At 73.2% G+C, this 24,374-nt stretch carries 29 protein-coding genes, 1 pseudogene and 1 riboswitch; of the genes and pseudogenes, 10 read left to right on the plus strand and 20 right to left on the minus strand.

All coding sequences use genetic code 11. The annotated features are described in order from the left end of the window. Positions 1-13: 13 nt before the first annotated feature. Positions 14-892 carry a bifunctional 5,10-methylenetetrahydrofolate dehydrogenase/5,10-methenyltetrahydrofolate cyclohydrolase gene (locus tag OG799_RS09985; protein ID WP_406044745.1) on the plus strand — a complete coding sequence of 293 codons (879 nt, stop codon included), beginning with the start codon at positions 14-16 and terminating at the stop codon, positions 890-892. A 58-nt stretch (positions 893-950) separates the two neighbouring features. On the opposite strand, the gene OG799_RS09990 is transcribed toward OG799_RS09985, so the two are convergent. Continuing rightward, positions 951-1,730 (minus strand): endonuclease/exonuclease/phosphatase family protein, encoded by a 780-nt coding sequence (locus OG799_RS09990; protein WP_406044746.1) that lies wholly within the window; start codon positions 1,728-1,730, stop codon positions 951-953. Between the two features lie 196 nt (positions 1,731-1,926). On the opposite strand from OG799_RS09990, the gene OG799_RS09995 reads away from it, so the two are divergent. Beyond that, a complete protein-coding gene (locus OG799_RS09995; RefSeq protein ID WP_406044747.1) occupies positions 1,927-2,700 on the plus strand; it encodes a sulfite exporter TauE/SafE family protein in 774 nt (257 codons plus the stop codon). 42 nt (positions 2,701-2,742) lie between these two features. On the opposite strand, the gene OG799_RS10000 is transcribed toward OG799_RS09995, so the two are convergent. After that, positions 2,743-3,342 carry a malonic semialdehyde reductase gene (locus tag OG799_RS10000; RefSeq protein ID WP_406044748.1) on the minus strand — a complete coding sequence of 200 codons (600 nt, stop codon included), beginning with the start codon at positions 3,340-3,342 and terminating at the stop codon, positions 2,743-2,745. 99 nt (positions 3,343-3,441) lie between these two features. On the opposite strand from OG799_RS10000, the gene OG799_RS10005 reads away from it, so the two are divergent. The 3 genes from OG799_RS10005 (at position 3,442) to OG799_RS10015 (ending at position 5,140) form a co-directional block, all read left to right on the plus strand. Then, positions 3,442-3,804, plus strand: a complete 363-nt coding sequence (locus OG799_RS10005) for a winged helix-turn-helix transcriptional regulator (RefSeq protein WP_406044749.1) — start codon at positions 3,442-3,444, stop codon at positions 3,802-3,804. 25 nt (positions 3,805-3,829) lie between these two features. After that, complete coding sequence (locus OG799_RS10010) at positions 3,830-4,603, plus strand: GNAT family N-acetyltransferase (protein WP_406044750.1); 774 nt, start codon at positions 3,830-3,832, stop codon at positions 4,601-4,603. Positions 4,604-4,804: 201 nt separating this feature from the next. Further along, positions 4,805-5,140, plus strand: a complete 336-nt coding sequence (locus tag OG799_RS10015) for a hypothetical protein (RefSeq protein ID WP_406044751.1) — start codon at positions 4,805-4,807, stop codon at positions 5,138-5,140. Here the strand turns inward: OG799_RS10015 and def are convergent. Together def and OG799_RS10025 are read right to left on the minus strand one after the other, a co-directional pair. Next, on the minus strand, positions 5,120-5,629 hold the full coding sequence (def, locus tag OG799_RS10020; protein WP_406044752.1) for a peptide deformylase: 510 nt from the start codon (positions 5,627-5,629) through the stop codon (positions 5,120-5,122). The two genes, OG799_RS10015 and def, sit on opposite strands and share 21 nt — an antisense overlap. Positions 5,630-5,679: 50 nt before the next feature. Next, a complete protein-coding gene (locus OG799_RS10025; RefSeq protein WP_406044753.1) occupies positions 5,680-6,447 on the minus strand; it encodes a TetR/AcrR family transcriptional regulator in 768 nt (255 codons plus the stop codon). 71 nt (positions 6,448-6,518) lie between these two features. On the opposite strand from OG799_RS10025, the pseudogene OG799_RS10030 reads away from it, so the two are divergent. Continuing rightward, positions 6,519-6,809: pseudogene (locus tag OG799_RS10030) on the plus strand (ATP-binding cassette domain-containing protein); the annotation flags it as partial. 32 nt (positions 6,810-6,841) lie between these two features. Then, a complete protein-coding gene (locus tag OG799_RS10035) occupies positions 6,842-7,207 on the plus strand; it encodes a hypothetical protein (RefSeq protein WP_406044754.1) in 366 nt (121 codons plus the stop codon). A 55-nt stretch (positions 7,208-7,262) separates the two neighbouring features. Here the strand turns inward: OG799_RS10035 and OG799_RS10040 are convergent, their stop codons facing one another. Next, positions 7,263-7,757 (minus strand): MarR family winged helix-turn-helix transcriptional regulator, encoded by a 495-nt coding sequence (locus OG799_RS10040; protein WP_406044755.1) that lies wholly within the window; start codon positions 7,755-7,757, stop codon positions 7,263-7,265. 51 nt (positions 7,758-7,808) lie between these two features. On the opposite strand from OG799_RS10040, the gene pip reads away from it, so the two are divergent. Continuing rightward, positions 7,809-8,756, plus strand: a complete 948-nt coding sequence (gene pip / locus OG799_RS10045; protein WP_406044756.1) for a prolyl aminopeptidase — start codon at positions 7,809-7,811, stop codon at positions 8,754-8,756. Between the two features lie 46 nt (positions 8,757-8,802). On the opposite strand, the gene OG799_RS10050 is transcribed toward pip, so the two are convergent. After that, on the minus strand, positions 8,803-10,047 hold the full coding sequence (locus tag OG799_RS10050) for a chorismate-binding protein (RefSeq protein WP_406044757.1): 1,245 nt from the start codon (positions 10,045-10,047) through the stop codon (positions 8,803-8,805). Between the two features lie 123 nt (positions 10,048-10,170). On the opposite strand from OG799_RS10050, the gene OG799_RS10055 reads away from it, so the two are divergent. Beyond that, entirely contained in the window at positions 10,171-10,371 is a 201-nt protein-coding gene (locus tag OG799_RS10055) for a DUF5999 family protein (protein WP_200214490.1), read from the plus strand. 120 nt (positions 10,372-10,491) lie between these two features. Here the strand turns inward: OG799_RS10055 and gcvP are convergent, their stop codons facing one another. Continuing rightward, positions 10,492-13,314 (minus strand): aminomethyl-transferring glycine dehydrogenase, encoded by a 2,823-nt coding sequence (gene gcvP, locus OG799_RS10060; protein WP_406044758.1) that lies wholly within the window; start codon positions 13,312-13,314, stop codon positions 10,492-10,494. Between the two features lie 76 nt (positions 13,315-13,390). Next, positions 13,391-13,490, minus strand: a riboswitch (glycine riboswitch). Positions 13,491-13,549: 59 nt separating this feature from the next. Further along, positions 13,550-14,431: an NAD-dependent protein deacetylase gene (locus OG799_RS10065; protein WP_406044759.1), complete on the minus strand. Its 882-nt coding sequence runs from the start codon at positions 14,429-14,431 to the stop codon at positions 13,550-13,552. 224 nt (positions 14,432-14,655) lie between these two features. Here OG799_RS10065 and OG799_RS10070 point away from each other — a divergent pair, with 224 nt between their 5' ends. After that, on the plus strand, positions 14,656-15,330 hold the full coding sequence (locus OG799_RS10070; RefSeq protein WP_406044760.1) for an NAD(P)H-binding protein: 675 nt from the start codon (positions 14,656-14,658) through the stop codon (positions 15,328-15,330). A gap of 43 nt (positions 15,331-15,373) precedes the next feature. On the opposite strand, the gene OG799_RS10075 is transcribed toward OG799_RS10070, so the two are convergent. From OG799_RS10075 to OG799_RS10130, 12 genes are all read right to left on the minus strand, one after another. Then, on the minus strand, positions 15,374-16,066 hold the full coding sequence (locus tag OG799_RS10075; protein WP_406044761.1) for a DivIVA domain-containing protein: 693 nt from the start codon (positions 16,064-16,066) through the stop codon (positions 15,374-15,376). Continuing rightward, on the minus strand, positions 16,063-17,229 hold the full coding sequence (locus OG799_RS10080; RefSeq protein ID WP_406044762.1) for a globin domain-containing protein: 1,167 nt from the start codon (positions 17,227-17,229) through the stop codon (positions 16,063-16,065). Before OG799_RS10080 ends, OG799_RS10075 begins: the two co-directional genes overlap by 4 nt. 2 nt (positions 17,230-17,231) lie before the next feature. Further along, positions 17,232-17,630 carry a group 1 truncated hemoglobin gene (locus OG799_RS10085; RefSeq protein WP_406044763.1) on the minus strand — a complete coding sequence of 133 codons (399 nt, stop codon included), beginning with the start codon at positions 17,628-17,630 and terminating at the stop codon, positions 17,232-17,234. Between the two features lie 478 nt (positions 17,631-18,108). Continuing rightward, positions 18,109-18,720, minus strand: coding sequence for a MerR family transcriptional regulator (locus tag OG799_RS10090; RefSeq protein ID WP_406044764.1), 612 nt, complete (start codon positions 18,718-18,720; stop codon positions 18,109-18,111). A 210-nt stretch (positions 18,721-18,930) separates the two neighbouring features. Further along, positions 18,931-19,395 (minus strand): bifunctional nuclease family protein, encoded by a 465-nt coding sequence (locus OG799_RS10095; protein ID WP_073833177.1) that lies wholly within the window; start codon positions 19,393-19,395, stop codon positions 18,931-18,933. 213 nt (positions 19,396-19,608) lie between these two features. Further along, entirely contained in the window at positions 19,609-20,310 is a 702-nt protein-coding gene (locus tag OG799_RS10100; protein WP_406044765.1) for a MerR family transcriptional regulator, read from the minus strand. A gap of 50 nt (positions 20,311-20,360) precedes the next feature. Next, positions 20,361-20,813: an FHA domain-containing protein gene (locus tag OG799_RS10105; protein WP_007071101.1), complete on the minus strand. Its 453-nt coding sequence runs from the start codon at positions 20,811-20,813 to the stop codon at positions 20,361-20,363. 215 nt (positions 20,814-21,028) lie between these two features. After that, the gene (gcvH, locus tag OG799_RS10110) at positions 21,029-21,409 is read right to left on the minus strand and encodes a glycine cleavage system protein GcvH (protein WP_406044766.1); all 381 of its coding nucleotides are present in this window, start codon (positions 21,407-21,409) and stop codon (positions 21,029-21,031) included. 57 nt (positions 21,410-21,466) lie between these two features. Then, positions 21,467-22,399: a DUF881 domain-containing protein gene (locus tag OG799_RS10115; RefSeq protein ID WP_406044767.1), complete on the minus strand. Its 933-nt coding sequence runs from the start codon at positions 22,397-22,399 to the stop codon at positions 21,467-21,469. Positions 22,400-22,409: 10 nt separating this feature from the next. Further along, positions 22,410-22,742: a small basic family protein gene (locus OG799_RS10120; RefSeq protein ID WP_007071104.1), complete on the minus strand. Its 333-nt coding sequence runs from the start codon at positions 22,740-22,742 to the stop codon at positions 22,410-22,412. Next, on the minus strand, positions 22,739-23,683 hold the full coding sequence (locus OG799_RS10125; RefSeq protein ID WP_406044768.1) for a DUF881 domain-containing protein: 945 nt from the start codon (positions 23,681-23,683) through the stop codon (positions 22,739-22,741). The genes OG799_RS10120 and OG799_RS10125 overlap by 4 nt, the downstream gene beginning before the upstream one ends. Then, positions 23,680-24,321: a CDP-alcohol phosphatidyltransferase family protein gene (locus tag OG799_RS10130; protein ID WP_406044769.1), complete on the minus strand. Its 642-nt coding sequence runs from the start codon at positions 24,319-24,321 to the stop codon at positions 23,680-23,682. Before OG799_RS10130 ends, OG799_RS10125 begins: the two co-directional genes overlap by 4 nt. Between the last annotated feature and the right edge of the window lie 53 nt (positions 24,322-24,374).

Here is a 24,374-nt window from a genome sequence, read left to right on the forward strand (position 1 = left end):
GTCGGGGTGAGCCATGTCTTCTACGGGTACGACGGCCCGGATTCTGTCCGGTGGCCCGGTGGCGGAGCAGGTGTTGGCGGAGGTCGCCGAGGGCGTGCTGGCGCTGCGCGCGGCGGGGGTGACGCCGACGTTGGCGACGGTGCTGGTGGGCGACGACGACGCCAGTGCCGGGTACATCCGGATCAAGCAGCGGCAGGCGGCGGAGCTGGGGTTCGCGTCCCCGCACGTGCACCTGCCGGCGTCGGCGTCGCAGGCGGATCTACACCGGGTGTTGGAGGATTTCAACGCGGACTCCGATGTGCACGGGGTGTTGGTGCAGTATCCGATCCCGGGGCATCTGGACTACGACCGGGCGTTGCAGGTGCTGGATCCGGACTCCGACGTCGACGGGATGCACCCGGTGAACATGGGCCGGCTGGCGTTGGGTCTGCCGGGGCCGTTGCCGTGTACGCCGGCGGGAATCGAGGCGTTGCTGGCGTTCCACGGGGTGCCGGTGTCGGGCCGGGAGGTGGTGATCCTGGGTCGGGGGGCCACGTTGGGTCGGCCGTTGGCGATGTTGCTGGCGCAGAAGCGGCCCACGGCGAACGCGGCGGTGACGGTGGTGCACACCGGGGTGGCGGACTGGCCGCGGTACACCCGGCGGGCGGAGATCCTGGTGGCGGCGGCCGGGGTGCCGGGGATCATCCAGCCGGAGCATGTGCGCCCCGGCGCGGTGGTGGTCGGCGGCGGGGTGCGGTACGAGGGGCGGCGGTTGCTGCCGGACGTCGACGAGTCGTGCGCCGAGGTGGCAGGGGCGATCACGCCGCGGGTCGGCGGGGTGGGGCCGACGACGGTGGCCATGTTGTTCCGCAACGCGGTGCGGGCGGCTCAGCGGGCCGCCGGGATGGGCTGAGCCGCGGCGCTGTCCGTGGCGGGGGTCGCCGCCGGCCGTGGTGCGGCGTGGGTGCCGGTCAGCCGAGGTCGACGATGAGGGGCCGGTGGTCGGAGATGGCCGACAGCGGGGTGTCGACGGCGGTGACGGGTGGGAGCCGGTCGAGGCCCTGCCGGTCGGCGAGGATGTGGTCGAGTTGGACGCGGGGTTGCCCGGCCGGGTAGGTGGGGCGGCGGCCCAGCGGCCGCCACCGGGTCAGCAGCGCGGCGGGTCCGGCGGGCAGGTTGAGGTCGCCGAGGAGGATCCGCGGGGCGGGCAGCGCGCGCAGGGCGCGTACGACGCGGCGCAGTTGGAGGATGTTCCAGCCGGGGACGAAGGACAGGTGGGTGGCGGCGACGGTGAGCGGGCCGTGTGGGGTGTCCAGGACGGCGGCGAGGACGACGCGGGGTTCGTCGCGCAGCAGGATGAGCCCGCCGCCGGGGCCGGGGACGTAGATCGGGGATCGTACGGGGGCGGGTCGTAGCCGGGTGACCTGCCAGGAGCGGACGGGGTGGCGGCTGATCAGGCCGATGCCGTAGCAGGGTTCGCCGTGGCCGTCGTCGTCGTGGGTCAGGGGGCGGAACTGTTCGCCGGGGGTGCCGACGACGGCGGCGGCGAAGCGGTGTTCGGGGGCGCCGAGGGCACGGGCGGCGATGGCGGTGAGGTCGAGGTTGCCGCTGCGGGACTGGTCGCGGTCGACTTCCTGCAGGGCGAGGATGTCGGCGTCGAGGGCGGTGACGGCGGCGGTGAGCCGGTCGGGGTCGACGAGTCCGTCGGTGAGGGATCGCCCGTGCAGCAGGTTGAAGGTGGCCAGGCGCACGTGCACACCCTACGTCTCCATGCCAGGGTTGCCGGGTGCTCAAGGCGTTGGTGTGTTCGGTGCTGGTATTCGTGGCGGTGGCGTCGGCCGGTCTGTGGTTGCGGCGGCGGCGGGGCCGGTGAGGCTTCCTGCCGGGCGGTGAGGCTGGCCACAGGTGGTCTCGCCGGTCGGCCGGGGGTGGGCAGAATGGCCGCCCGTGGACCCCTTGTCGCTGACCACCCTGCTGACCGCGGCCGCCATGGCGGGCTGGGTGGACGCGGTGGTCGGTGGGGGTGGCCTGTTGCTGTTGCCGGCGCTGCTGGTCGCCGCGCCGGGGGTGCCGGTGGCGACGGCGTTGGGCACGAACAAGCTGGCGGCGATCTTCGGCACGTCGACGGCGGCGGTGACGTACGCGCGGCGGACGAAGTTGGACTGGGCGGTGGCGGGGCCGTCGGCCGGCCTGGCGGTGCTGACCGCCGGGCTGGGTGCGGCGCTGGCGGGGGCGGTGCCGGCGGGGGCGTACCGGCCGGTGGTGCTGGTGGTGCTGGTGTCGGTGGCGCTGTTCGTGCTGGCGCGGCCCCGGTTGGGGGTGGTGGCGCTGCCGGCGCGGCGGACCCGGGCCCGGGTGGCCGCGGCGGTGGCGGTGGCCGGGCTGGGCATCGCCCTGTACGACGGGTTGATCGGTCCGGGTACGGGCACGTTCCTGGTGTTGGCGTTCACCGCGTTGGTGGGTGCGGACTTCGTGCATGGTTCGGCGATGGCAAAGGTGGTCAACGCCGGGACGAACCTGGGCGCGCTGGTGGTGTTCGCGTGCACGGGGCACGTGTGGTGGCTGCTGGGCGCGGCGATGGCGGTGTGCAACGTCGCGGGAGCCGCGCTGGGCGCGCGGATGGCGCTGCGGCGCGGCTCCGGCTTCGTGCGGGTGGTGTTGCTGGTGGTGGTGCTGGCCCTGGTCGGCAAGTTGGGTTACGACCAGTGGCTGGCCGACTGATCCGGCTGGCTGGGGCGGGCGGTTGACCGGCCCGGCGGCGGGTCAGGCGTGCGTGACGACGTCGTCGTAGTCGAGGCGGGGCAGCCGGGGGAACCAGGCGTCGGGGCCGGGCTTGCCGATGTTGACCACGAGCAGGGACTTCCAGCCGTTGTCGGCGAAGAACTCCTTGTCGAGGCCGTCGGCGTCGAAGCCGGCCATCGGTCCGGCGGCCAGTCCGGCAGCCCGGACGGCGAGCAGCCAGTAGCCGATCTGCAGGGTGGCGTTGAACCGGGCCATCTGCTCGCGGCCCTGTACGTCGCCGGCGAGGGCGTCGCGCATCTGCGGGCGGATCGGGAAGACCCGCGGGATGAACTCGTGGAAGTCGGTGTCGGCGGCCAGCACGGCGACGACGGGGGCGGTGGCGGTCTTGGCCCGGTTGCCCTCGTTCATGTGGGTGAGGAGTCGTTCGCGGGGCTCGCCGTCGCGGACGTAGAGCACCCGCAGGGGCTGGGTGTTCGCGGCGGTGGGCGGGTACTTGGCGAGTTCGAAGATGGCCCGCAGCTGCTCGTCGGTGACGGGCTCGTCGGTGAAGGTGTTGGCGGTGCGGCCGTCGGTGAACAACTGCGCCTGCGCCTCGGGGTGCAGGGTGATCAGGTCGGTCATCAGGGTCCTCGCTATGATGGGAGGGGTAGCTCCCGCAACAGTAGCAGCTAGCTTTTTAGTAGCCTCCTTCCCTGTCGGGGTGGCCGGTATCCTGAGCCCATGACGGTCAGGCCGGAAGTCGGCGGCACCCCACGCACGTGCGACGGGGGGCTCGCCCGCGCCTTCGTGTTCCTCGGCAAGCGGTGGAACGGCGTGCTGCTGGGCACCCTGGCCAACGGGCCGGCCGGCTTCGCCGAACTGACCCGCGCACTGCCCGGGATCAGCGAGTCGGTGCTCTCCGACCGCCTCGGCGAACTGGCCCGGGTGGGGCTGGTCTCCCGCACCGTGCGGGATGGGCCGCCGTTGGGGGTGAGCTACCAGCTCACCGAGCGGGGCGCGGCGCTGCTGCCTGCCCTGGAGGCCCTGGCGCGCTGGGCGCACGAGAACCTGCCCGTCGAGCCGGGAGGCCGCCCCGACTGCTGAACCGGCGCTGTGTGATCATCGTCGGATGCCCGTACGCGCCGAACACGACCGGACCGTCCTGGCCGAGCTGCTGGGCCGCGACCCGGTGCTGCACGCGTACCAGTTGGGCGACCTGGACGACTTCTTCTGGCCGTACACCTCGTGGTTCCGCCGCGGCGACCAGGTGGCGCTGCTCTACCACGGGGTGGCGCTGCCGACGCTGCTGGCGTTCGCGCCCCCGGAGCGCGGTGCGGAGCTGGCGGAGCTGCTCACCGACCTCGCGCCGGTGCTGCCGGCCCGGCTGTGGGCGCACCTGTCCCCCGGCCTGGACACGACCCTGGCGCGGTGGTTCCGGATCGACGACGCCGCGCTGCACCACCGGATGGCGTTGACCGACCCGGCGCGGCTGGCCCGGGCCACCCCGGCCGGTGATGTGCTCGGCCCGGCCGACCTGCCCGAGCTGCTCACCCTCTACGCCACCGCCTACCCGGGTAACTGGTTCGACCCGCGGATGCTCGACACCGGCCAGTACGTCGGCGTCCGCGTGGCCGGGGAGCTGGTCGCCGTGGCCGGGGTGCACGTCTGGTCGCCGACGTTCCGGGTGGCCGCGCTGGGCAACGTCACCACCCACCCGCGGGTGCGGGGACGCGGCCTGGCCGGCGCCGCGGTGGCCGCGCTCTGCGCCCGGTTGGCCGGCAGCGTCGACCACGTCACCCTCAACGTGCGGGCCGACAACCCGGCGGCGCTGCGGCTGTACGAGCGGCTGGGCTTCACCCGCGTCGCCGACTTCGTGGAGTGCGGCCTGCACCACCGCGGGTGACGGCGAGGGTGTGCACGCTGCGCCGTCCAGCCGCCACGCCGGGTCACCAATCCGACCGCGAGCTGGGCAGATGTCGGACCGGTCCCGGCCCGTAGAGCCCCTAGCGTCTCCTGGCAGAGGCCGCGCCGAGCAGGCGCGGCGGAGCTGAAGGAGTCACGTACGGTTTCCACGGCAGTATCCCGGGGGCGAAGAGGTAGGGCGGTGACCGTCGCCGCCGCGGTGACCGCGATGGTGGCCGCGGTCGCGGCGCCGGCGTGGGCCGCGCCGGGGGTCGACCCGGCCACCGTGGACCGGGCCGTGAACCCCGGCGCCACCATCGGCATCGACAAGGTCGTGTCCACCCCGCCGATGTCGCCGAAGCCCGACGTGGTGCTGCTGGTCGACACGACCGGCAGCATGGGCACGGCGATCGCCAACGTCCGGACCAACCTGCAGCAGGTGATCACCAACGTCCGTATGGCACAGCCCAGCGCCGAGCGCGGGGTGGCCGGTTCATTGGTCACCCCCGCCCTCGCGTCAGCGTCGCCGGCTGGGTGAGTCGAAGCGGCCGGCGCGGATCTCCCGCAGCGCCTTGCGGCGGGTGTCGCCGCGCAGCGTGTCGACGTAGAGGCGGCCGGCCAGGTGGTCGGTCTCGTGCTGCAGCGCGCGGGCCAGGAAACCGCTGCCGGAGATGGTCAGCGGCTGTCCGTGCTGGTCGAAGCCGTGCGCGGTGGCGTGCATCGCCCGTCGGGTCGGGAAGTACAGCCCGGGGATGGACAGGCAGCCCTCGTCGTCGTCCTGCGACTCCTCGGACAGCTCCAACGTCGGGTTGATCATGTGCCCGCGGTGGCCGTCCGCGTCGTAGACGAACACCTGTGCGCTCACCCCGATCTGCGGCGCGGCCACGCCGGCCCGGCCGGGCGCGCCGAGCAGGGTGTCCATCAGGTCGGCGACCAGGGCGCGCAGGTCGGCGTCGAAGCTCGTCACCGGCTCGCAGGGGGTGCGCAGCACGGGGTCGCCGATGATCCGGATCGGGCGCATAGTCATGTCCGGAAGGCTATCCGTCCGTTACGGCCGCCGGTGCGGGCACCCGCCGGTCAGGCGTCGGCGGGCCGGTCGCGCACGAGGGCCTCGATGCCGTCGAGGACCCGCGCCAGGCCGAACTCGAAGGCGCGGGCCGGGTCGGCGGCGGCCTGGTACTCCTGCCCGGCGGCGGTGCCGACCCGGGCCGCGAGGGGGAACCGGCGCGGGTCCATCGCCTTTTCCAGGTACGGGGCGTGGGCGTGCCACCACTGCTGCTCGGTCATGCCGGTGCGCTGGGCGGCCTGGGCGGCCTCCACCGCGCCGCGTACCGCGCCGTGGACGTAGCCGTCCACGAGGGTGACCACCGCGTCCATCTCCAGGTCGGTCAGGCCGATGCCGTCGACCGCGCGCAGCTCGTACTCGTACTTGGCGATGAGGTTCGGGCCGAGCGGGGGGCGGGTGGTGGCGACCTGGAGCAGCCACGGGTGGCGCAGGTACAGCGCCCGGTTCTCCCGCGCGATCTGCTCGAGGCTGCCCCGCCAGCCCCCGGGGACGTCCTCGGGCCGGGCGGTCTCGCCGTAGACGGTGTCGAGCATGACGTCGAGCAGCTCGCCCTTGCCCGGCACGTGGGTGTAGAGCGACATCGTGCCGACGCCGAGGCGCTCGGCGACCCGGCGCATCGACAGCGCGGCCAGCCCTTCGGCGTCGGCGACCTCGATGGCGGCCCGGACGATCCGGTCCACGCTCAGGTCGCCGCCCTTGCGGCTGGCCTTCTCCCCGGTGCGCCAGAGCAGGGCGAGGCTGCGGGCGGGGTCGCCGGTGCCGCTGAACTCGGTGGTCACCCGCCGACTGTATCGTGACGCCTACCGTATGATGTACGGTACGCCGTACCACGACGAGACGTGGGGGTGTCATGCGACGGGGCGGCCCGGCCATCGAGGCCGAGGGGCTCCACAAGCACTACGGCGACCAGGTGGCGTTGGCCGGGGTGGACCTCACGGTGCCGGCGGGCACGGTCTGCGCTCTGCTCGGCCCCAACGGCGCCGGCAAGACCACTCTGGTGCGGATCCTCACCACCCTGCTGCGCCCCGACCGCGGCACCGCCCGGATCGCCGGCTTCGACGTACGCCGACAGGCCGACCGGGTCCGCGCGCACCTCGGCCTGGTCGGCCAGCACGCCGCCCTCGATGCGGCTGTGGCCGGCCGGTCGGCTGGCAGTGGCACCGCGGCGTCGCGATGGCCGCCGCTGCCGTCGGTCTGCTGCTGCTCCTGCGGCTGGCGATGATCTGGGCCGGGGTGTATTTGGCCCCGCTGCTGCGCCGACCCGAGGCGGTGACCGTGCTGCAGATTCTGGTCTGGCCACTCGGGTTCACCTCGAACGCCTTCGTCGCCCCGGACACCATGCCCGGCTGGCTCGCCGGCGTGTCCCGGTGGAACCCGCTGTCCGCGACCGTCGGCGCCTGCCGTGACCTGTTCGGCAACCCGACCTGGGGCGACGGGTCGACGCCTTACGCCGTCGCGCTCGCCGTGGCGTGGCCGCTGCTGCTCATCGCCGTCTTCCTTCCCCTGTCGGTACGCCGCTGGCAGCGGCTCTGCCGGTGACCGCGGCGGGATGATCCGCGACCGCCTCGGCGACCGGTGACGGACGGGCCGGCCCTCAGCTCGGCGGTGCGCTCACCGGAGCCAGGCCGGTGTCGGCGATGCGGTCGCGCAGTGGCCGGCGGCGCAGCGCGGCGAGGACGGCGTACATCTCGTCGGCCAGGGGCACCGGCAGTTCGGCGTCGAGGCGCCGCATCGCGGTGGTGGTGGCCGCCCACTCCGCCTCGATGGCCGGCAGCAGCGCGTACGCCCGGTCGGTGAGGGTGACGATGCGCTGCCGGGCGTCCGCGCCGGGGGTGAGGGTGACCAGCCCGGCGCGGGCCATCTGGGCGACGGTCTGGCTGGCCGCGGAGTGGGTGACCCCGACCCGGGCGGCGAGGTCGCGGATGGCGAGGGGGCCGTCGACGACGAGGACCCGCACCAGCGGGGAGAAGCGGGGCCGGTAGTCGGCCAGGCCCAGGTCGGCGTAGACGGCGGCGACGTCGCCGTCGAGCAGTTCGAGGACGTGGCGCAGCAGGGTGCCCAGCGCCTCGCGGTCGGGGGTTCCGGTCACGTCCGCTAATGTAACAGTGCTGTTGTATCTGATCCGCGGGAGGGAACCGGGATGTATCCACCGATCGAGCCGTACGCCCACGGCATGCTCGACGTCGGCGACGGCCAGCGGATCTACTGGGAGGCCTGCGGCAACCCGGACGGCCGGCCCGCGCTGGTCGTGCACGGCGGGCCCGGCTCCGGCGCCACCCCCGGCTGGCGCCGGATGTTCGACCCGGCCGCCTACCGGATCGTCCTGTTCGACCAGCGTGGCTGCGGACGCAGCACCCCGCACGCCAGCGACCCCACCGTCGACCTGACGGTCAACACCACGCCCCGCCTGCTGGCCGACATGGAACTGCTCCGCGCGCACCTCGGCATCGACCGCTGGCTGCTGCACGGCGCCTCCTGGGGCTCCTCGCTCGCCCTCGCCTACGCCCAGCGCCACCCCGAGCGGGTCACCGCCCTGGCGCTGTTCAGCGTCGTGGCCAACACCCGCCGGGAGATCGAGTGGGTCACCCGCGACATGGGCCGGATCTTCCCCGCCGAGTGGGCCCGCTTCCGCGACGGGGTGCCCGAGGCCGACCGCGACGGCGACCTGTCGGCCGCGTACGCCCGACTGCTCGCCGACCCGGACGCCGACGTGCGCGACCGGGCGGCGCGGGACTGGTGCGACTGGGAGGACGTGCACGTCTCCCTGGCCGGCGGCTACCGGCCCAGCCCGCGCTTCGCCGACCCGGTGTTCCGGATGGGCTTTGCCCGGCTGGTGACCCACTACTTCGCCAACCGCGGGTTCATGCCCGACGGGTCGCTGCTGCGCGACGCCGGCAAGCTCGCCGGCATCCCCGGCGTGCTGGTGCAGGGCCGGCTCGACGTCAGCGGCCCGCCGGACATCGCCTGGCAGCTCACCCGGGCCTGGCCCGACGCCCGGCTGGAGATCGTGGAGACCGGCGGGCACGGCACCGGCCACGGCATGACCGAGACGGTCGTGGCGGCGCTGGACGAGTTCCGGCTCCGCTGACCGCGCCCGGCGCGGCGCCGCGCGGGCCCCGGCGCGGCGGACCCGGTCAGCCGGCGGCGAGCAGGGCACGCACCGGGGCGGCCTTCGCCGCCGCCTCGGCGACCTCCGCCTCCGGGTCGCTGCCCCAGGTGATGCCGCCGCCGGCCCACACGTGCAGCCGGCCGGCGTCCGCGGCGGCGGTGCGGATGGTCAGGCCCAGGTCGATCCGGCCGGCGCCGACCCAGCCGAACGCGCCCATGCTGGCCCCCCGGCCGACCGGTTCCAGGGCCGCGATCCGGTCCAGCGCGGCGAGCTTCGGCGCCCCCGTCACCGACCCGCCCGGGCACACCGCCCGCAGCAGGTCGGCCAGGCCCAGGCCGTCGGCGGCGGCCGCCGACACCGTCGACTCCGCCTGCCACAGGTCGCACCACCGCCGTACGGCGAACAGCTCGTCGACCCGCACCGACCCGGTCCGGGCCACCCGGGCCAGGTCGTTGCGCTCCAGGTCGACGATCATCACGTGCTCGGCGCGTTCCTTGGCCGAGGCGAGCAGCTCCCGCCGGCCGGCGGCGGTGGCCGGCCGGGTGCCCTTGATCGGCCGGGTCACCAGCCGGCCGCCGTCGACCTCGATCAGGGTCTCCGGGGAGGCGCAGCCGATCGCCCAGTCCAGGCCGGACAGGGTGCCGCCGTAACGGGCACCGGGCAGCGCCCCCAGGCGGGCCAGGGCGGCCAGCGGGTCGCCGGCGTACGGCGCGGCGGCGTGGCCGACCAGGTTGACCTGGTAGACGTCGCCCCGGCCGATCGCGGCGCGGACCGCCTCGACGGCGTCGGCGTGCTGCGCGGGGGTCCAGCTCTCCCGCCACGATCCCAGCCACCACCGCGGCGCCGCCGCGTCGGGTCGCCCCGCCACTGCGCGGGGGCCTGCGGCCGGCCGGCGCGGATCGGCGGCCCGGGGGCCGGGCCGGTCGGTGTGGCCGTAGACGACGACCACCAGGTCGGGCAACGCCGGCACGGGGGTGGCCGCGGCGGGCGCCGCGCCGGCCAGCAGCGCACCCGCGGCGGCGGAGAGGTACAGGGCGGCGCCGCAGACGCCGTCCGGGTCGTGGCGGGCCGGGCGGCCCAGGTCGGCGACGGCGACGCCGTGGCCGGTGAGGAAGTCCTGCGCGAGGGCGGCCGGGTCGCCGCCGTCGCCGCAGCGCCATTCCAGCCGCGCCCGCTCGACGAGCCGGCCGCGACAGGCGTCGGGCGTCGCGGGTACGTCGATCACACCTGGTGGGAGCGTTTCCACGCCGGTTGGCTCATTCTTCCTCATCCGTTCAGTGGATTCTGGGTGAACAAGGCGGATGGCTGCTCGATTCCGCGCACTTTCGCTTGGTACTGTGCGTCACTGGTCATGTGAACCATGACACAGTGCCCCCACAGTCCGGAGAACCTGATGTGCCTGCACCAACCCACCTGCCCCTCCGCTGAGGCGACCGACCGCGAAGCCGCACGGGTCATCGCCTGCTTCCGTGAGCAGGGCTGGAGCCTGCTCTGCAACGGTGTCATCGTCTTCGAGGACACCGGTGAACTGCTCCCCGACGGCAGCACCATCGCCCCGCACCGCGGTCCCGCCCGGCACGCCCTCGTCGCCTAGTTCATCACTCAACGTAACCGAGCGTTTCCGCCGACCCAGGCTGGTCCCCCACCGGGGCCGCCCTCCCCAGGTCGGCGCGCCGGCCGGGGCGGCACGACGACCGCCCCGGCGCAGCCCGCCTCAGCTCTCGAACGCCTCCGGCGACGGGCACGAGCAGACCAGGTTCCGGTCGCCGTACGCGCCGTCGATCCGCCGCACCGGCGGCCAGTACTTCGCCATCCGGTCCACCGTCCCCGGGTACGCGCCCACCGACCGCGGGTACGGGTGCGGCCACTCGTCGCCGGAGACCATCGCCGCGGTGTGCGGCGCGTTCGCCAGGGGGTTGTCCCCGGCCGGCCACTCCCCCGCACCCACCTTGTCGATCTCCGCCCGGATGGCGATCATCGCGTCGCAGAACCGGTCCAGCTCGGCCAGGTCCTCGCTCTCGGTCGGCTCCACCATCAGCGTCCCGGCCACCGGGAACGACATCGTCGGGGCGTGGAAGCCGTAGTCGATGAGCCGCTTGGCCACGTCGTCGACGCTGACCCCGGTCGCCTTGGTCAGCGGCCGCAGGTCCAGGATGCACTCGTGCGCCACCAGGCCCTTGTTGCCGGCGTACAGCACCGGGAAGTGGTTGCGCAGCCGCGCCGCCACGTAGTTGGCCGCCAGCACCGCCACCCCGGTCGCCCGGGTCAGCCCCTGAGCGCCCATCATCCGCAGGTACGCCCACGGGATCGGCAGGATCCCCGCCGAGCCGTACTTCGCCGCCGAGATGGCCGGCTTGCCGTCGACGTGCACGCCCAGCGGGTCACCCGGCAGGAACGGCGCGAGGTGCGCGCGCACCGCCACCGGGCCCACGCCGGGTCCGCCGCCGCCGTGCGGGATGCAGAACGTCTTGTGCAGGTTCAGGTGCGACACGTCGGCGCCGAACCTGCCCGGCTTGGCGAAACCGACCAGGGCGTTGAGGTTCGCCCCGTCGACGTACACCTGGCCGCCGGCGTCGTGGACCTTCGCGCAGAGCTGCGCGATGCCCGTCTCGTACACCCCGTGCGTCGACGGGTACGTCACCATGATCGCGGCGAGGGCGTCGCGGTGCTTGTCGATCTTCGCGTCGAGGTCGACCAGGTCGACGTTGCCGTCGGCGTCGCAGCCGACCACGACCACCCGCATGCCGGCCATCACCGCGGACGCCGCGTTGGTGCCGTGCGCCGAGGACGGGATCAGGCACACGTCCCGGTGCCCCGCACCCCGGGAAACGTGGTAGGACCGGATGGCCAGCAGCCCGGCCAGCTCGCCCTGCGACCCGGCGTTGGGCTGCACGCTGACCGCGTCGTAGCCGGTCACCTCCGCCAGCCACCCCTCCAGCTGCCCGATCAGCTCCCGGTACCCGGCGGTCTGGGTGTCCGGGGCGAACGGGTGCAGGTGGGCGAACTCCGGCCAGGTGATCGCCTCCATCTCGGTGGTGGCGTTGAGCTTCATCGTGCACGACCCGAGCGGGATCATGCCCCGGTCCAGGGCGTAGTCGAAGTCCGACAGCCGCCGCAGGTAGCGCAGCATCGCCGTCTCCGAGTGGTGGCTGCGGAACACCGGGTGGGTCAGGAAGTCCGACGTGCGGGCCAGCGCCGCCGGCAGCGCGGCGTCGACGTCGCCGTCGACCCCGTCCACCCCGAACGCCGCCCACACCGACCGCAGGTGCGCCTCGGTGGTGATCTCGTCGCAGGAGACGCCCACCCGGTCGGCGTCGACCAGCCGCAGGTTGACGTCGCGCTCGGCCGCGGCCGCGACCACCTCGGCCGCCCGGCCCGGCACGGTCGCGGTGACGGTGTCGAAGAACGCGGCGTCCGCGACCTCGACGCCGCCGGCGCGCAGCCCGGCCGCGAGCCGCGCCGCCATGTCGTGGGTACGCCGGGCGATGGCGCGCAGCCCGTCCGGGCCGTGGTAGACGGCGTACATGCCGGCCATCACGGCGAGGAGCACCTGCGCGGTGCAGATGTTGCTGGTCGCCTTCTCCCGGCGGATGTGCTGCTCGCGGGTCTGCAACGCCAGCCGGTACGCCGGGTTGCCGTCGGCGTCGCGGGACACCCCGACGAGGCGGCCGGGCAGCATCCGCTCCAGGCCCGCGCGGACCGCCAGGTAGCCGGCGTGCGGCCCCCCGAAGCCCATCGGTACGCCGAAGCGCTGGGTGGTGCCGGCGGCGATGTCGACGCCGATCTCGCCCGGCGGGCGCAGCAGCGTCAACGCCAGCAGGTCCGCCGCGACGGTGACCAGCGCGCCCACGCCGTGCGCGGCCGTCACCAGGCCGGCGTGGTCACGCACCGCGCCGGAGGCGCCCGGGTACTGCAGGTGCAGGCCGAAGAATTCGGCCGGCAGCTCGTCGCGCTCGACGTCGAGCACCCGCACGTCGATGCCGAGCGGCTCGGCCCGGCTGGCGATCACCGCGATGGTCTGCGGCAGGGTGTCGGCGTCGACGACGTACACCGGGCTCTTGCTCTTGGAGGCGCGGCGGGCGAGGGTCATCGCCTCGGCCGCGGCGGTGCCCTCGTCGAGCATGGAGGCGTTTGCGGTGGCCAGCCCGGTCAGGTCGGTGACCATGGTCTGGAAGTTCAGCAGCGCCTCCAGCCGGCCCTGGCTGATCTCCGGCTGGTACGGCGTGTACGCGGTGTACCAGGCCGGGCTCTCCAGCACGTTGCGGCGGATCACCGCCGGGGTGTGGGTGCCGTGGTAGCCCAGCCCGATCATCGACACGGCGACGGTGTTGCGGGCGGCCAGGGCGCGCAGCTCGGCGATGGCCTCCCGCTCGCTGGCCGGGGCGGGCAGGTCGAGGGTGCCGTGCCAGCGGATCACCTCGGGGATCGCCGCGTCCATCAGCTCGTCGACCGAGCCGTAGCCGACGGTCTCCAGCATGCGGCGTTCGTCGTCCGGGTCGGGGCCGATGTGACGGTCGGCGAACTGCTCAGCGGTCATGTTCGCTGCGCTCCTTGCGGGGGCGAGGTCGACAGGTCGGCCTCCCCCTGAGTCACGCGCGAAGCGCTCCACAGCGCCTGCCCACGAGGTCCTTTTGCCTGAGAGGTTCCGGGGAGGAATCTGCCCCTTCGGCGCCGCCCCGGTGCTGCTGGGGCGGTCTCTCCCGCGTGGGTGGTACCGGCATGGTCAACGCTACCAGCGCCGGTGTCACGGGCAGGTGTCGTACCCCCGCCCGCTACACCGCGGCCGGCTCGGCCCGGGCCGAGCCGGCCGCCGCACCGGTCAGGTCGGGGCCGGTGACCCGGTCGGCCAGGGCCGGCAGCAGCTCCCCCAGCGGCCGGTCCACGGTGACGGTGGCGTGCCCGTCGCCGCGGGTGGGACCCTGGTTGACGATGGCCACCGGGATGCCGAGCTTCGCCGCCCGGATCACGAACCGGCGGCCCGACATCACCGTCAACGACGAGCCGAGCACCAGCAGCGCGCGGGCCCGCTCGACCCGGGTGAAGCAGTCGGCGACCCGGGCGGCGGGCACGGTCTCGCCGAAGAACACCACATCCGGCTTGAGCATGCCGGTGCCGCAGATGCCGCAGTCGGCGGTGCGGAATCGGGCCACCGCCTCGTCGGGCAACTCCACGTCGCCGTCGGGGTTGACGGCGGCGACCTGCGCGTCGAAGCCCGGGTTGGCCTCCCGTAGCCGCCGGTCCAGCTCCGCGCGGGAGGTCAGGTTGCCGCAGTCGAGGCAGACCACCTCGTCGAGGCGGCCGTGCAGCTCCACCACGGCGCTGCTGCCGGCGGCGGTGTGCAACCCGTCGACGTTCTGGGTGATCACGTCGGTGACCAGGCCGGCGTGTTGCAGCCGGGCGACCGCCCGGTGCCCGGCGTTCGGCGCCGCCCGGGCGATGGTGCGCCACCCCAGGTGGCTGCGCGCCCAGTAGCGCCGCCGGGCGTCCGGGTCGCGGGTGAACGCCTGGTAGGTCATCGGGGTGTGCCGGCGGGCCACGCCGCTGGGCCCGCGGTAGTCCGGAATCCCCGACTCGGTGGACAACCCGGCCCCGCTGAGCACCACGACGTCGCCGGCGCCCACCAGCCGGGTCAACGCGTCGAACGTCTCGGTCACCCGTCCATGCTGCCTCACCCGGCGGTCAGCGACGACCGTCCACGGAACTCCCGGCGTGACGGTGAGTCGGATCACGCCGCCGTGGGGGGATCCGGCCGCGCCAGGCGGTCCGTGGCGCTCGAGCCCAGCACGGTGACGAGCTGACCGGGTGCCACCCGGTCAAGGATCTCGTCCGGGCCCACCGGCGGAGACTGCTCCGCCCGACGCGCGGCTAGGTTGGGGGCATGCGCGTCGTCGTCGCCGGAGGCCACGGCAAGATCGCCAAGCTGTTGGGGCGCGAGCTGGCCGGGCGCGGCGACACCGCCGTCGGTCTGATCCGTAACCCCGACCACGCGGCGGCGCTGCGCGCCGCCGGCGCCGAGCCGGTCGTCTGCAGCCTGGAACACAGCGACGTCGACACCGTCGCCAGGCACCTGACCGGCGCGGACGCGGTGGTCTTCGCCGCCGGGGCCGGCCCGGGCAGCGGCGCGGCCCGCAAGGACACCGTCGACCGGGCCGCGGCGGTGCTGCTCGCCGACGCCGCCACCCGCACCGGAGTCCGCCGCTACCTGCTGGTCTCCTCAATGGGCGTGGAGAACCCGCCCGCGCCGGGCACCGACGAGGTGTGGGCGGCATACCTGCGGGCGAAGAGGGCCGCCGAGGACGAGGTCACCGCCCGGGACCTCGACGTGACCGTGCTGCGCCCGGGCCGGCTCACCGACGCCGAACCCGCCGGCCGGATCCGGCTGGACCGGCGCGTCGAGCGCGGCGCGGTCAGCCGCACCGACGTCGCCCGGGTGCTGCTCGCGCTCCTCTACGCCCCGGCCACCGCCGGGCGGACCCTGGAACTCGTCGGCGGGGACACCCCGCTCGCCGAGGCCGTCCGGGCCGCCACCGCCGGCGGACCGCCGCCCCGGTGAGGAAAGCCGGCCCGCCGGCTGCGGACGCCGGTCCGGCCGCCCCTCAACGCTGGTGCCGGGGCAGGGCGACCTGCGGCTGCCCACCGCCCACCGGCGCCGCGCCCGCGGTTTCCCGGGCGATCCGGTCCATCGTGCGGGCCAGCTGCTCACTGCCGTCGTCGAGGTGCCGGGCCGCCGACTGCATGTGCGAGATCATCATCTCACCGAAGATCCGCAACGCCTCCCGCGCCGCCACCGAGTCGTCGAAGCTGGTGCCCGCGCTGCTGCGGTACTCCGCCACCGCCCGCTCGGCCTCCTGCTTCGCCTCCTCGGCCGCCGCCTGCAGGTAGCTCTCGTACTGCATCCGGGCGTACTCGGCGACCCGCCGGGCGTAATCGTGGGCCTGCGCGATGATCTGCTCGGCCTCCCGCTGCGCCGCCGACAGCAGGTTGACCTCCTTCGCCGCGGGCAGCTTCGCCGACGCGTCGGTGCTCGGGATCACCCCGTGCCGGTGCAGCTCCACATGGTCGTTGAGCCGCTCGTTCTCCGCCCGCAGGTTCGCGATCTGCGCCGACAGCAGATCCAACTCGTCGGCCACCTGCATCCGGAACCGGTCCACGTCTGTGTGGTCATAGCCACGGCGGGCGAACGACGCCGTGCCGAACTCCCACCGCCGCACCCGGTCGGCGGTCATCCGCACCTGCACGCTGCCGGACACCTGCACGCCGTCGTACCTGCTGATCGGGGTCGCGCTCACCGGACACCTCCGGAATTGTCAGGGCCGGTCACCGTCCGCCACGCCGGCCCGTACCAGTGCTTGCCGAAACCCTCGTGGTGCAACTGACCGGCGTGATACCCGCCCTGGGTCAACGCCGTCACCGAATGGGAGACCATCTCGTCGGAACCGCAGATGTAGACGTGCCGGGAACGCCAGTCCCCGTCGGCCAACGCCCGGTCCACCGGCTGCACGAACTCACCCGGCCGGCGCAGATCCATCCCCACCACGTAGCTGACGGTCAACCACGGATACGACGCCGCCAACTTGTCGATCGCGTCGTTGTCGTAGAACTCGCTGTGCGAGCGGGCACCCACATACAGGTCCACCTTGCGGCGGGCGCCCTCCGCGGCGACCTGCTCCACCAACGCCTTCACCGGCGCCCAGCCGGTGCCCGAGGCCAGCAGCAGCAGGTCACTCGACCCGGCCGACCACAACATCAACCGGTCCCCCACCGGCGCCGCCAGGTGGATCTGGTCGCCCACCGCGCACCCGTACACCAGCCGCGACGACACCGCCCCACCCGGGGCGGCCCGCACGTGCAGCTCCAGCGTGCCGTCGGCGCGCGGCGCGTTCGCCGGCGAGTAGTACCGCCACGACCGCACCGCCGGGTGGGACACCCCGATCGACTGGCCCGGCGTGAACGGCAGCAGGTACTGCGGACGCACCGTCAGCACCGCCACGTCGAACGCGCGCCGCTCGTGGGCGAGGATCTCCGCGACCCACCACGGCGGGTTCACCGCCTCCGCCGCCTGCGCCGCCTCCGTCATCACCTGCGCGACCAGCCCGTACGCAGCCGCCCAGTCCTGGGCCAGCTCGTCGGTCCACTCCTCGCCCAGGAAATGCCGCAACGTCGCCAGCAGCGCCTCACCGACCGCCGGATAGTGCTCGGCGCGCACCGCGAACTTGCGGTGGTCGGCGCCGAGGTCCTGGAGGAACCCGACCAGCCGGTCCACCTGGTCCACATGGGACACGATGTGCCCCAACGCGGTGACCAACCGGTCCCGCTGCCCGGCCATGTTCGTCGGGAACATCTGCCGGGTCTCCGGATACGCCAGGAACAGCGTGGAATAGAAGTAGAGCGGCACCTGGTCGCCGTGCGCGGCGACCAGGGACCAACTCTGTTTGAGCCGTGCCGCGTCCACGCTCAGGCGCCCGTCCCGTTGCCGGACGACACCACCTGGTCCTGCACCTGCCCCAGCACGGTCTGCACGTCGGCGATGATGTCCGCCGGCACACCCAGCTCGGTCAGCGTCGCGGTCAGGTGCTCACCGACCTTGACGTAGTGCGCCACCGGGATGTGCAACGGCTGGTGCGCCTCGGCCAGCCCGCGGCCGGCGTACTCGTTCGGTCCACCGAGGACCACGGCCAGCATCAGCGCCAGGTGCCGCCGCTGCTCCGCCATGTTCACGTCCGTGAAGTAGCCGGCCAGCTCCGGGTCGGCGAGCACCTTGTCGTAGAACACCTCCACGGCCGCCTTCACCGAGCTGGCGCCACCGATGCGCTCGTAGTGGGAGACGGGAGTGACTTCTTCCGTAACCGTCACGGTCGTTCCTTCCGGGTGTGGGTCACGCGGGCAATGCCCGCGGAGGGGCAACCGGCAGCCGGCGCCAGGTCACACGCTGTGCTGTGACGTCGACGCGACAGCGACCGTCAGGGACCATAGCGCGCCACGCCGATCGGGTCACGGCCCCCCTATCGGATTCCCGACAGGACTCGATCACGCAAAGTGACAGCCGATTGGGCCATCCGTCCACCCGCCGCTACCGGTCAGGCCACGATGCGTCCACCACCCGGCCGCCCGCGGATGAGACGGTCCACAACCGACGGTGTCCGTGACCGGCCCCGAGTCGACCCCTGACCACGCATGACGCCACCGATGCGGCGGTCCTGCTCGTCGGACCCGCCGAAACCGGCAGTAACGTCCACATTCGAACACTCGGCGTCACCAACGAGAGATCGCGCCGGGCCTCAGCCACGACGTCGATCTTCGAAATCCCCCGGGCGTGTCGCCCGGCGACGAATCAGCCCGCCCGACGCCGCGCCCGACGCGCCGCCAACTCGTCCCCCGCCGACTCGGGCGCCTCCGGCGGCTCCGGCGGCTCCGGCGCCGACGCCACCGAATCGTTGCCGCCCGCCGGCTCCGCCGGCAGGTGCGACAACGAACCCTGGATCTCCTTGAACGCCCCGCCGATCGCGATGCCGAACACGCCCTGGCCGCCCTGCAACAGGTCGACCACCTCCTCCGGCGACCGGCACTCGTACACCGACGTCCCGTCCGAGATCAGCGTGATCCCCGCCAGATCCTCCACCCCACGCGACCGCAACGCCTCGATCGCCTTCCGGATGTTCTGCAGGGACACCCCGGCGTCCAACAGCCGCTTCACGACCTTCAACACCACGAGGTCGCGGAAGGAGTACAACCGGGACGTCCCCGAACCCGACGCGTCCCGCACGCTCGGCACCACCAGGCCCGTCCGGGCCCAGTAGTCCAACTGCCGGTAGCTGATACCCACCGCCTGGCACGCGGTCACGCCCCGGTAGCCCACCGCACCATCACCCTCGGTGCCCGGGCCAGGCGACGCCCCACCCGACTGTTGCGGCGTACCCGGATCAGGATCTCGCGGCTCGTGCATCCGGACAACCTCCCCGCCCGTGCGGTGACACGTCGCTTGCGGGACGCGCACCCCTCGATGCCGCAACCCTATAGCGGCCCTCAGGAGTTACCACGGAGGAACCGACGCGACACGCCGCGCAGGCAGCCGGAAGATCACCAACGACAGCGCGCCGTCACTCACCGTGACGGCGCATCGCCGGCCGCCCGCACCCGATCAGGGGGAAGGGGCTCAGCCCGCGAAGTCCTCCGGACGTACCTGCTCCAGGAACTCGCGGAACTTCTCCACCTCGTCCTCCTGCTCGTCCGGGATGACGATCCCCGCCTCGCTGAGGACCTGCTCGGCACAACGAATCGGAGCCCCGACCCGCAACGCCAACGCGATGGAATCGCTCGGCCGCGCGGACACCCGCACACCATCCCCGATCAGCAGATCGGCGTAGAAGACGTTCTCCTTCAACTCGGTGATCTCCACCGCCCGCAACGGCGCCTGCAACGCCGCCAGCACGTCCCGCAGCAGATCATGCGTCAACGGCCGGGCCGGCTTGACCCCCTGCTGCTCATAGGCGATCGCCGTCGCCTCGACCGCGCCGATCCAGATCGGCAGATAGCGGTCCCCCTCGACCTCCCGCAGCAGGACGATCGGCTGGTTGCTGGGCAGCTCCACCCGAACTCCGACCACGCTCAGCTCGCGCACCGCCGCCTCCGTGTCGTTGTCACCTACGCCCGCACCGCGCCCTTCCCTGCACGGTACACGGACCGCGACACGAGAGTCCCATGCGCTACGTGCACCACGCGTCTCGCCAGGAAGGGGTTACCCCGGCAAGCCTACGACACGCTTCCCGGAGCAGATCTTTCCGCTCTCATGGGCCGGCGGAGGGCCGGGCGCCCGACGACACCCGGCCCACCGTCACCGACCCAACGTCGACCGCAACCCCACCCGCACCAAGGCCGCGTGCAACTGCTGCGACAACGCCACCAACTCCCGCGCCGTCTCCGCCGCCCGGGACCGCGCCGCCGGATCACTCTGCCGCACCAACGGCGCCACCAACTGCGCGAACAGACCGACCTCCCGATCCGCCGCCGTCCGGTAACCCCGCAGGTGCCGCGGCTCCAACCCGTACGCCGCCAACCCCGCCACCGCCTTCGCGATGATCAGGCCGTCCGCGTCGAACCAACCCGCCGCATCGGACACCAGCACACCGAGCCGCTCCAACTCACCCAACGTCGACTCGTCGATCCCGCTCCGGGAGATCAGCTCCACCCGGCCCAGCCGCACCTCCGACGACTCGGCGGGCTCCTGCTCACCCCGACCCGGCACCTCACCACCGGGACCGACCGCCACCAACGTCGGCCGCTGCCGACCCGGCGGCCCAGCCGACGAGTCCCACTCCGCCAACTGGTCACGGATCACCCGCAACGGCAGGTACTGGTCCCGCTGCGCGGTCAGCACGAACCGCAACCGCGCCACATCGTCCCAGCTGTACTTCCGATACCCCGCCGACGTCCGCTGCGGCTCCACCAGACCCTCGGTCTCCAGGAACCGCAACTTCGAGATCGTGACGTCCGGGAACTCCACCCGCAACTGCCCCAGCACCTCACCGATACTCATCAGCGGGTGGGACCGGGCCGCCCCGGGCGGCGTCGAAGCCGCAGGCTCGTTCACCCCCGGCCGGCCTCCTCCTCCGGGCGCGGACCGGCGATGAACACCACCCGGAACTTGCCGATCTGCACCTCGTCACCGTTACTCAACGTGGCCGCCTCGACCCGCTCCCGGTTCACGTACGTGCCGTTCAGGCTGCCCACGTCCCGCACCGTGAACGTGCCACCGTCCCGGTGGAACTCCGCGTGCCGCCGCGACACCGTCACGTCGTCCAGGAAGATGTCACTGTCCGGGTGCCGGCCACTCGTCGTCACATCGTGGTCCAACAGGAACCGGGCGCCCGCGTTCGGACCCCGGCGAACCACCAGCAGCGCCATCCCCGGCGGCAACGAACCGGACATCCGGCTCGGCACCACATCGGTGTCCGGACCCTCCAGCACTTCGTCGAGCGAACCGAGATTGAGCGTCGAAGTGACGTCGAGTGGGGGGAACTCGTCGTCTGGGCGCGTCATGGGGACCACCTCACGGATCTGTTCGGTCGGCGTCGGGTAATGGCGGGTCTGGCCGCCGGGCGGTCACACCCGGCGGCTGGCTCCCCGTGCCCGGGAAGGCGCATTCCACGAACGCTCAACTATTGGCTTCTCGGTCGACTGGGCGAGCCTAGCCAGCGCCGAAATGCAGGGCAACCGGACGCGCGGAGATCGACCCCCGCGGCCCGGCACGATACTCAGCTCTCGGTGAGCTCGCGGTACGCGCCAGCGGTCAACAGACCCTCGAGCGCCGCCGGATCCTCCGGGGTGATCTCCAACAACCACCCCGCACCGTACGGGTCCGTGTTGATCGCCTCAGGGGTGTCACCGAGCGCCTCGTTGCGCGCCGCCACCGTACCGCTGATCGGCGCGTAGATCTCCGACACGCTCTTGGTCGACTCGATCTCACCCAACGGCTCACCGGCCGCCACCACCGCGCCCTCGTCCGGCAACTGGACGAACACGATGTCACCCAGGGCGTCCTGCGCGAAGTGCGTGATGCCGACCCGGACGGCGCCACCGTCACCACCGGCCACCCACTCGTGCTCGGCGGTGTACCGCAGATCCTCAGGAATCACCAGCTGCGTCCTTCATCCATCGGTGCACCGGGGGGAACCGGCGCCGGCCGCGCCCGGTCAGGAAACCGGACGGGCGTGTTCCAGCTTGATCGGCGCGTGCAGCTGCGAAACCTCGACAGCCTCACGATCCTCGACGCTCACGGTACCGCCGGCATCGGAGACCGATGCGACCACCCCGCCGGGAATGTTCAACGCCGTACGCATCGTCGCCGGGTCACCGATCACCAGGATCGTGAACGGGCCACTCAACCGCCGCCCGTCCACCACCAGGACACCGCCGTCGGCATCCACGAAATACGTCGACGCGATGATCCGCACCGCCGTCCCGTCCGCGCCGACGATCTGCATCGCCTCCGCGCCCGCGCCCCGCAACTCCTCCACCGCGTCCAGGATCCGCGTCGACGAGATCGCCTTACCGCTCCCCTCGAAGCGCACCGACAGCCCCGGCCCCACCGCCGGCAACGTGCCCGCCAGGATGCCCAGCTCGTCGGCCCGCCGCGTCGCCTCCTCCAGCGCCGCCTGCCGACCCTGCTCACCCGAGCGCAGCTGCCGCTGGCTCTCCTCCAACGTTGCGATGTCCTGCCGCAGCCGCCGCTCCCGCGAGTCCAGATCCGACGAGATCCGGACCAGGTCCTCCTCCCGCGTCGCCGCGAGGGTCGGATCCGCCGACGTCGTCTTCAGCTGCACCACCAGGGTGAACCCCAGCAACGCCAGCAGCACGGCGATCATCGCCCCCGCCGACGTCAACCGTCGCTTCGCCGACCCGTCCGCCACCGGCGCGGCAGCCTCCGACCCGTCCGCCTCCGGCTCGGCCTCCGGACCCGCCGGCGCGTCGGACTCCCGCTCCGCCGGCTCGTCCGGCGCCAGCGGGCTCAACTCGTCGGGATCCGGCGCGTCCGGCCGCGGATCCGGTTCACCCGCCGGCCCCTCCGGCCGGGTCGGCTCCGCCGCCGGCCAACCGGTCCCGGTCTCCCTGTGCTCGTCGCTCATCGCCACAAACCTACGCCCGGAACAGGTGGCGGCGGATCGCCGCCACGTTTCCGAAGATGCGCACCCCGAGCACCACCACCACGCCGGTGGAGAGCTGACCGCCCACCCCCAACTGGTCACCCAGGTACACGATCAGACCCGCCACCAGCACGTTCGAGATGAACGAAACCACGAACTGCTTGTCGTCGAAGATCCGGTCGAGCTTCGCCCGAACCCCGCCGAACACCGCGTCGAGCGCGGCCACCACGGCGATCGGCAGGTAGGGCTGCAACGCAGCGGGCACGGTGGGGTCGAGGTACACCCCGAGGACCACACCGGCGAGCAACGCCAGCACCGCGATCATCGGCCACCTCCGGAGGGGCTGGGAGAGGTCCCCGAGCCGGCCGGCCCGGGACTGGTCGAACCCGCGACGCCCGAACCCGACGGCGACGGGCTCGGACTGACCGAGGGCTCGGCGTAGCGTAGCCGTGGCTGCGGAGCGGCCGGCAGGGTGAGCCCCTCGGCCTCCCGCACCCCGAACGACAGGCCCGTGCTCCGCGAAACCTCCCGCATCAGGCTCGCCGCCCGGCTGTCGTCGAACCGGTCCCGCATCGAACCCGGACCGATCGCCGACACCGCGTACGGGCTGGTCACCGGGCGATAGTCGACCAGGATCGCCTCCCCCGCCGACCGGATCGTCGACGTCGCGGTCAGCCGCTGCCCGTTGACCGCGACCGCCTCCGCGCCCGCCGCCCACAATGCGTTGGCCACCTTCTGCAGGTCGGAGTACAACACCCGGGACGGCCCGGCGTCCGCGCCGGTCACCGCGTCCTTGTCCTCGGCGGCATCGGCCAACCGCACCACCACACCGTCACCGCGCACCCGGGCCAGGCCGGTGCCCGCCTCCAGGTTCCGCAGCCGGGACGCCTGCGAGCCACTCAGCGCCGCGTCCCGCTGCCGGCTCACCTCCTCGCGCAACTGGTCCGCCCGTGCGGTCAACCGGTCGGTCTCGTCCTCCCGCTGCTTGATCTCGGCGATCAGGCCGGCGCGGGCCTTCGCCCGGCCCGGCTCCTCCGCCATCGTCTCCCGGTAGGCCACGGAGAACAGGAACCCGATCACCACCACGACCACCACGGTCACCGGCCGGGCCGCCCAGCGGCGCAGGCCGGACGGCGGGACCTCCCGGCGGCGGGCCGCCGCGTCCGCGTACCCGGGGTCGAGGGGGTTGCGAAACAGGTCGGTGAGGAAATCCGGCGCGTACACCCGGGCCGAGGGGTCCCGGCCGTCGCGGGGGGTCGCACTCATGCCGGCGCACCCCCGGAGCGGGCGCGCATCGCGCGGACCAGGCGGGTGGCCTGCACCACGTACATCGCGCCGGCCACCCAGTAGAGCACCAGCCCCCACCAGGCAAGCCCCCAGCCGATCGCGCCGGCGACGGTCGCCGCGCCGGGCGCCGCCGCGGCGAGCAGCAGGATCGGGAACGCGGCCAGGAGCAGGAACGTCGCGGTCTTGCCCACGTAGTGCACCGGCGGCGGGCCGTAGCCGTACCGACGCAGCACGGCCAGCGAACCGAGCAGCAGCAGCTCGCGGGCCAGCAGCGCCCCGGTGAACTGCCACGGCACCACCTCCCGGGCGGTGAACGCCAGGAGCGTGGCCAGGATGTAGAGCCGGTCGGCGAGCGGGTCGAGCAGCTCCCCCAGCCGGCTGACCTGGTGCAGGCGCCGCGCGATCCAGCCGTCCACCCAGTCGCTGGTGCCACCGATGGCCAGCACCACGATCGCCGCCACATCCGCGCGGACGACCAGGAAGAGGTAGAGGAAGAGCGGTACGCCGACCAGGCGGACGAAACTGATCAAGTTCGGCAGGGTGAGGACGCGGTCCCCCACGGCCGCGGTCGTACCGCCGGAAGCCGAACGCTCCGCGCGATCCGGGCTATCCGACACCGAACCCTCCCTTCGCAGCACGATCCAGCGGCCGACCGTGGTCGGCCGCTGCG

Source organism: Micromonospora sp. NBC_00898 (assembly GCF_045207895.1).
Lineage (GTDB): Bacteria > Actinomycetota > Actinomycetes > Mycobacteriales > Micromonosporaceae > Micromonospora.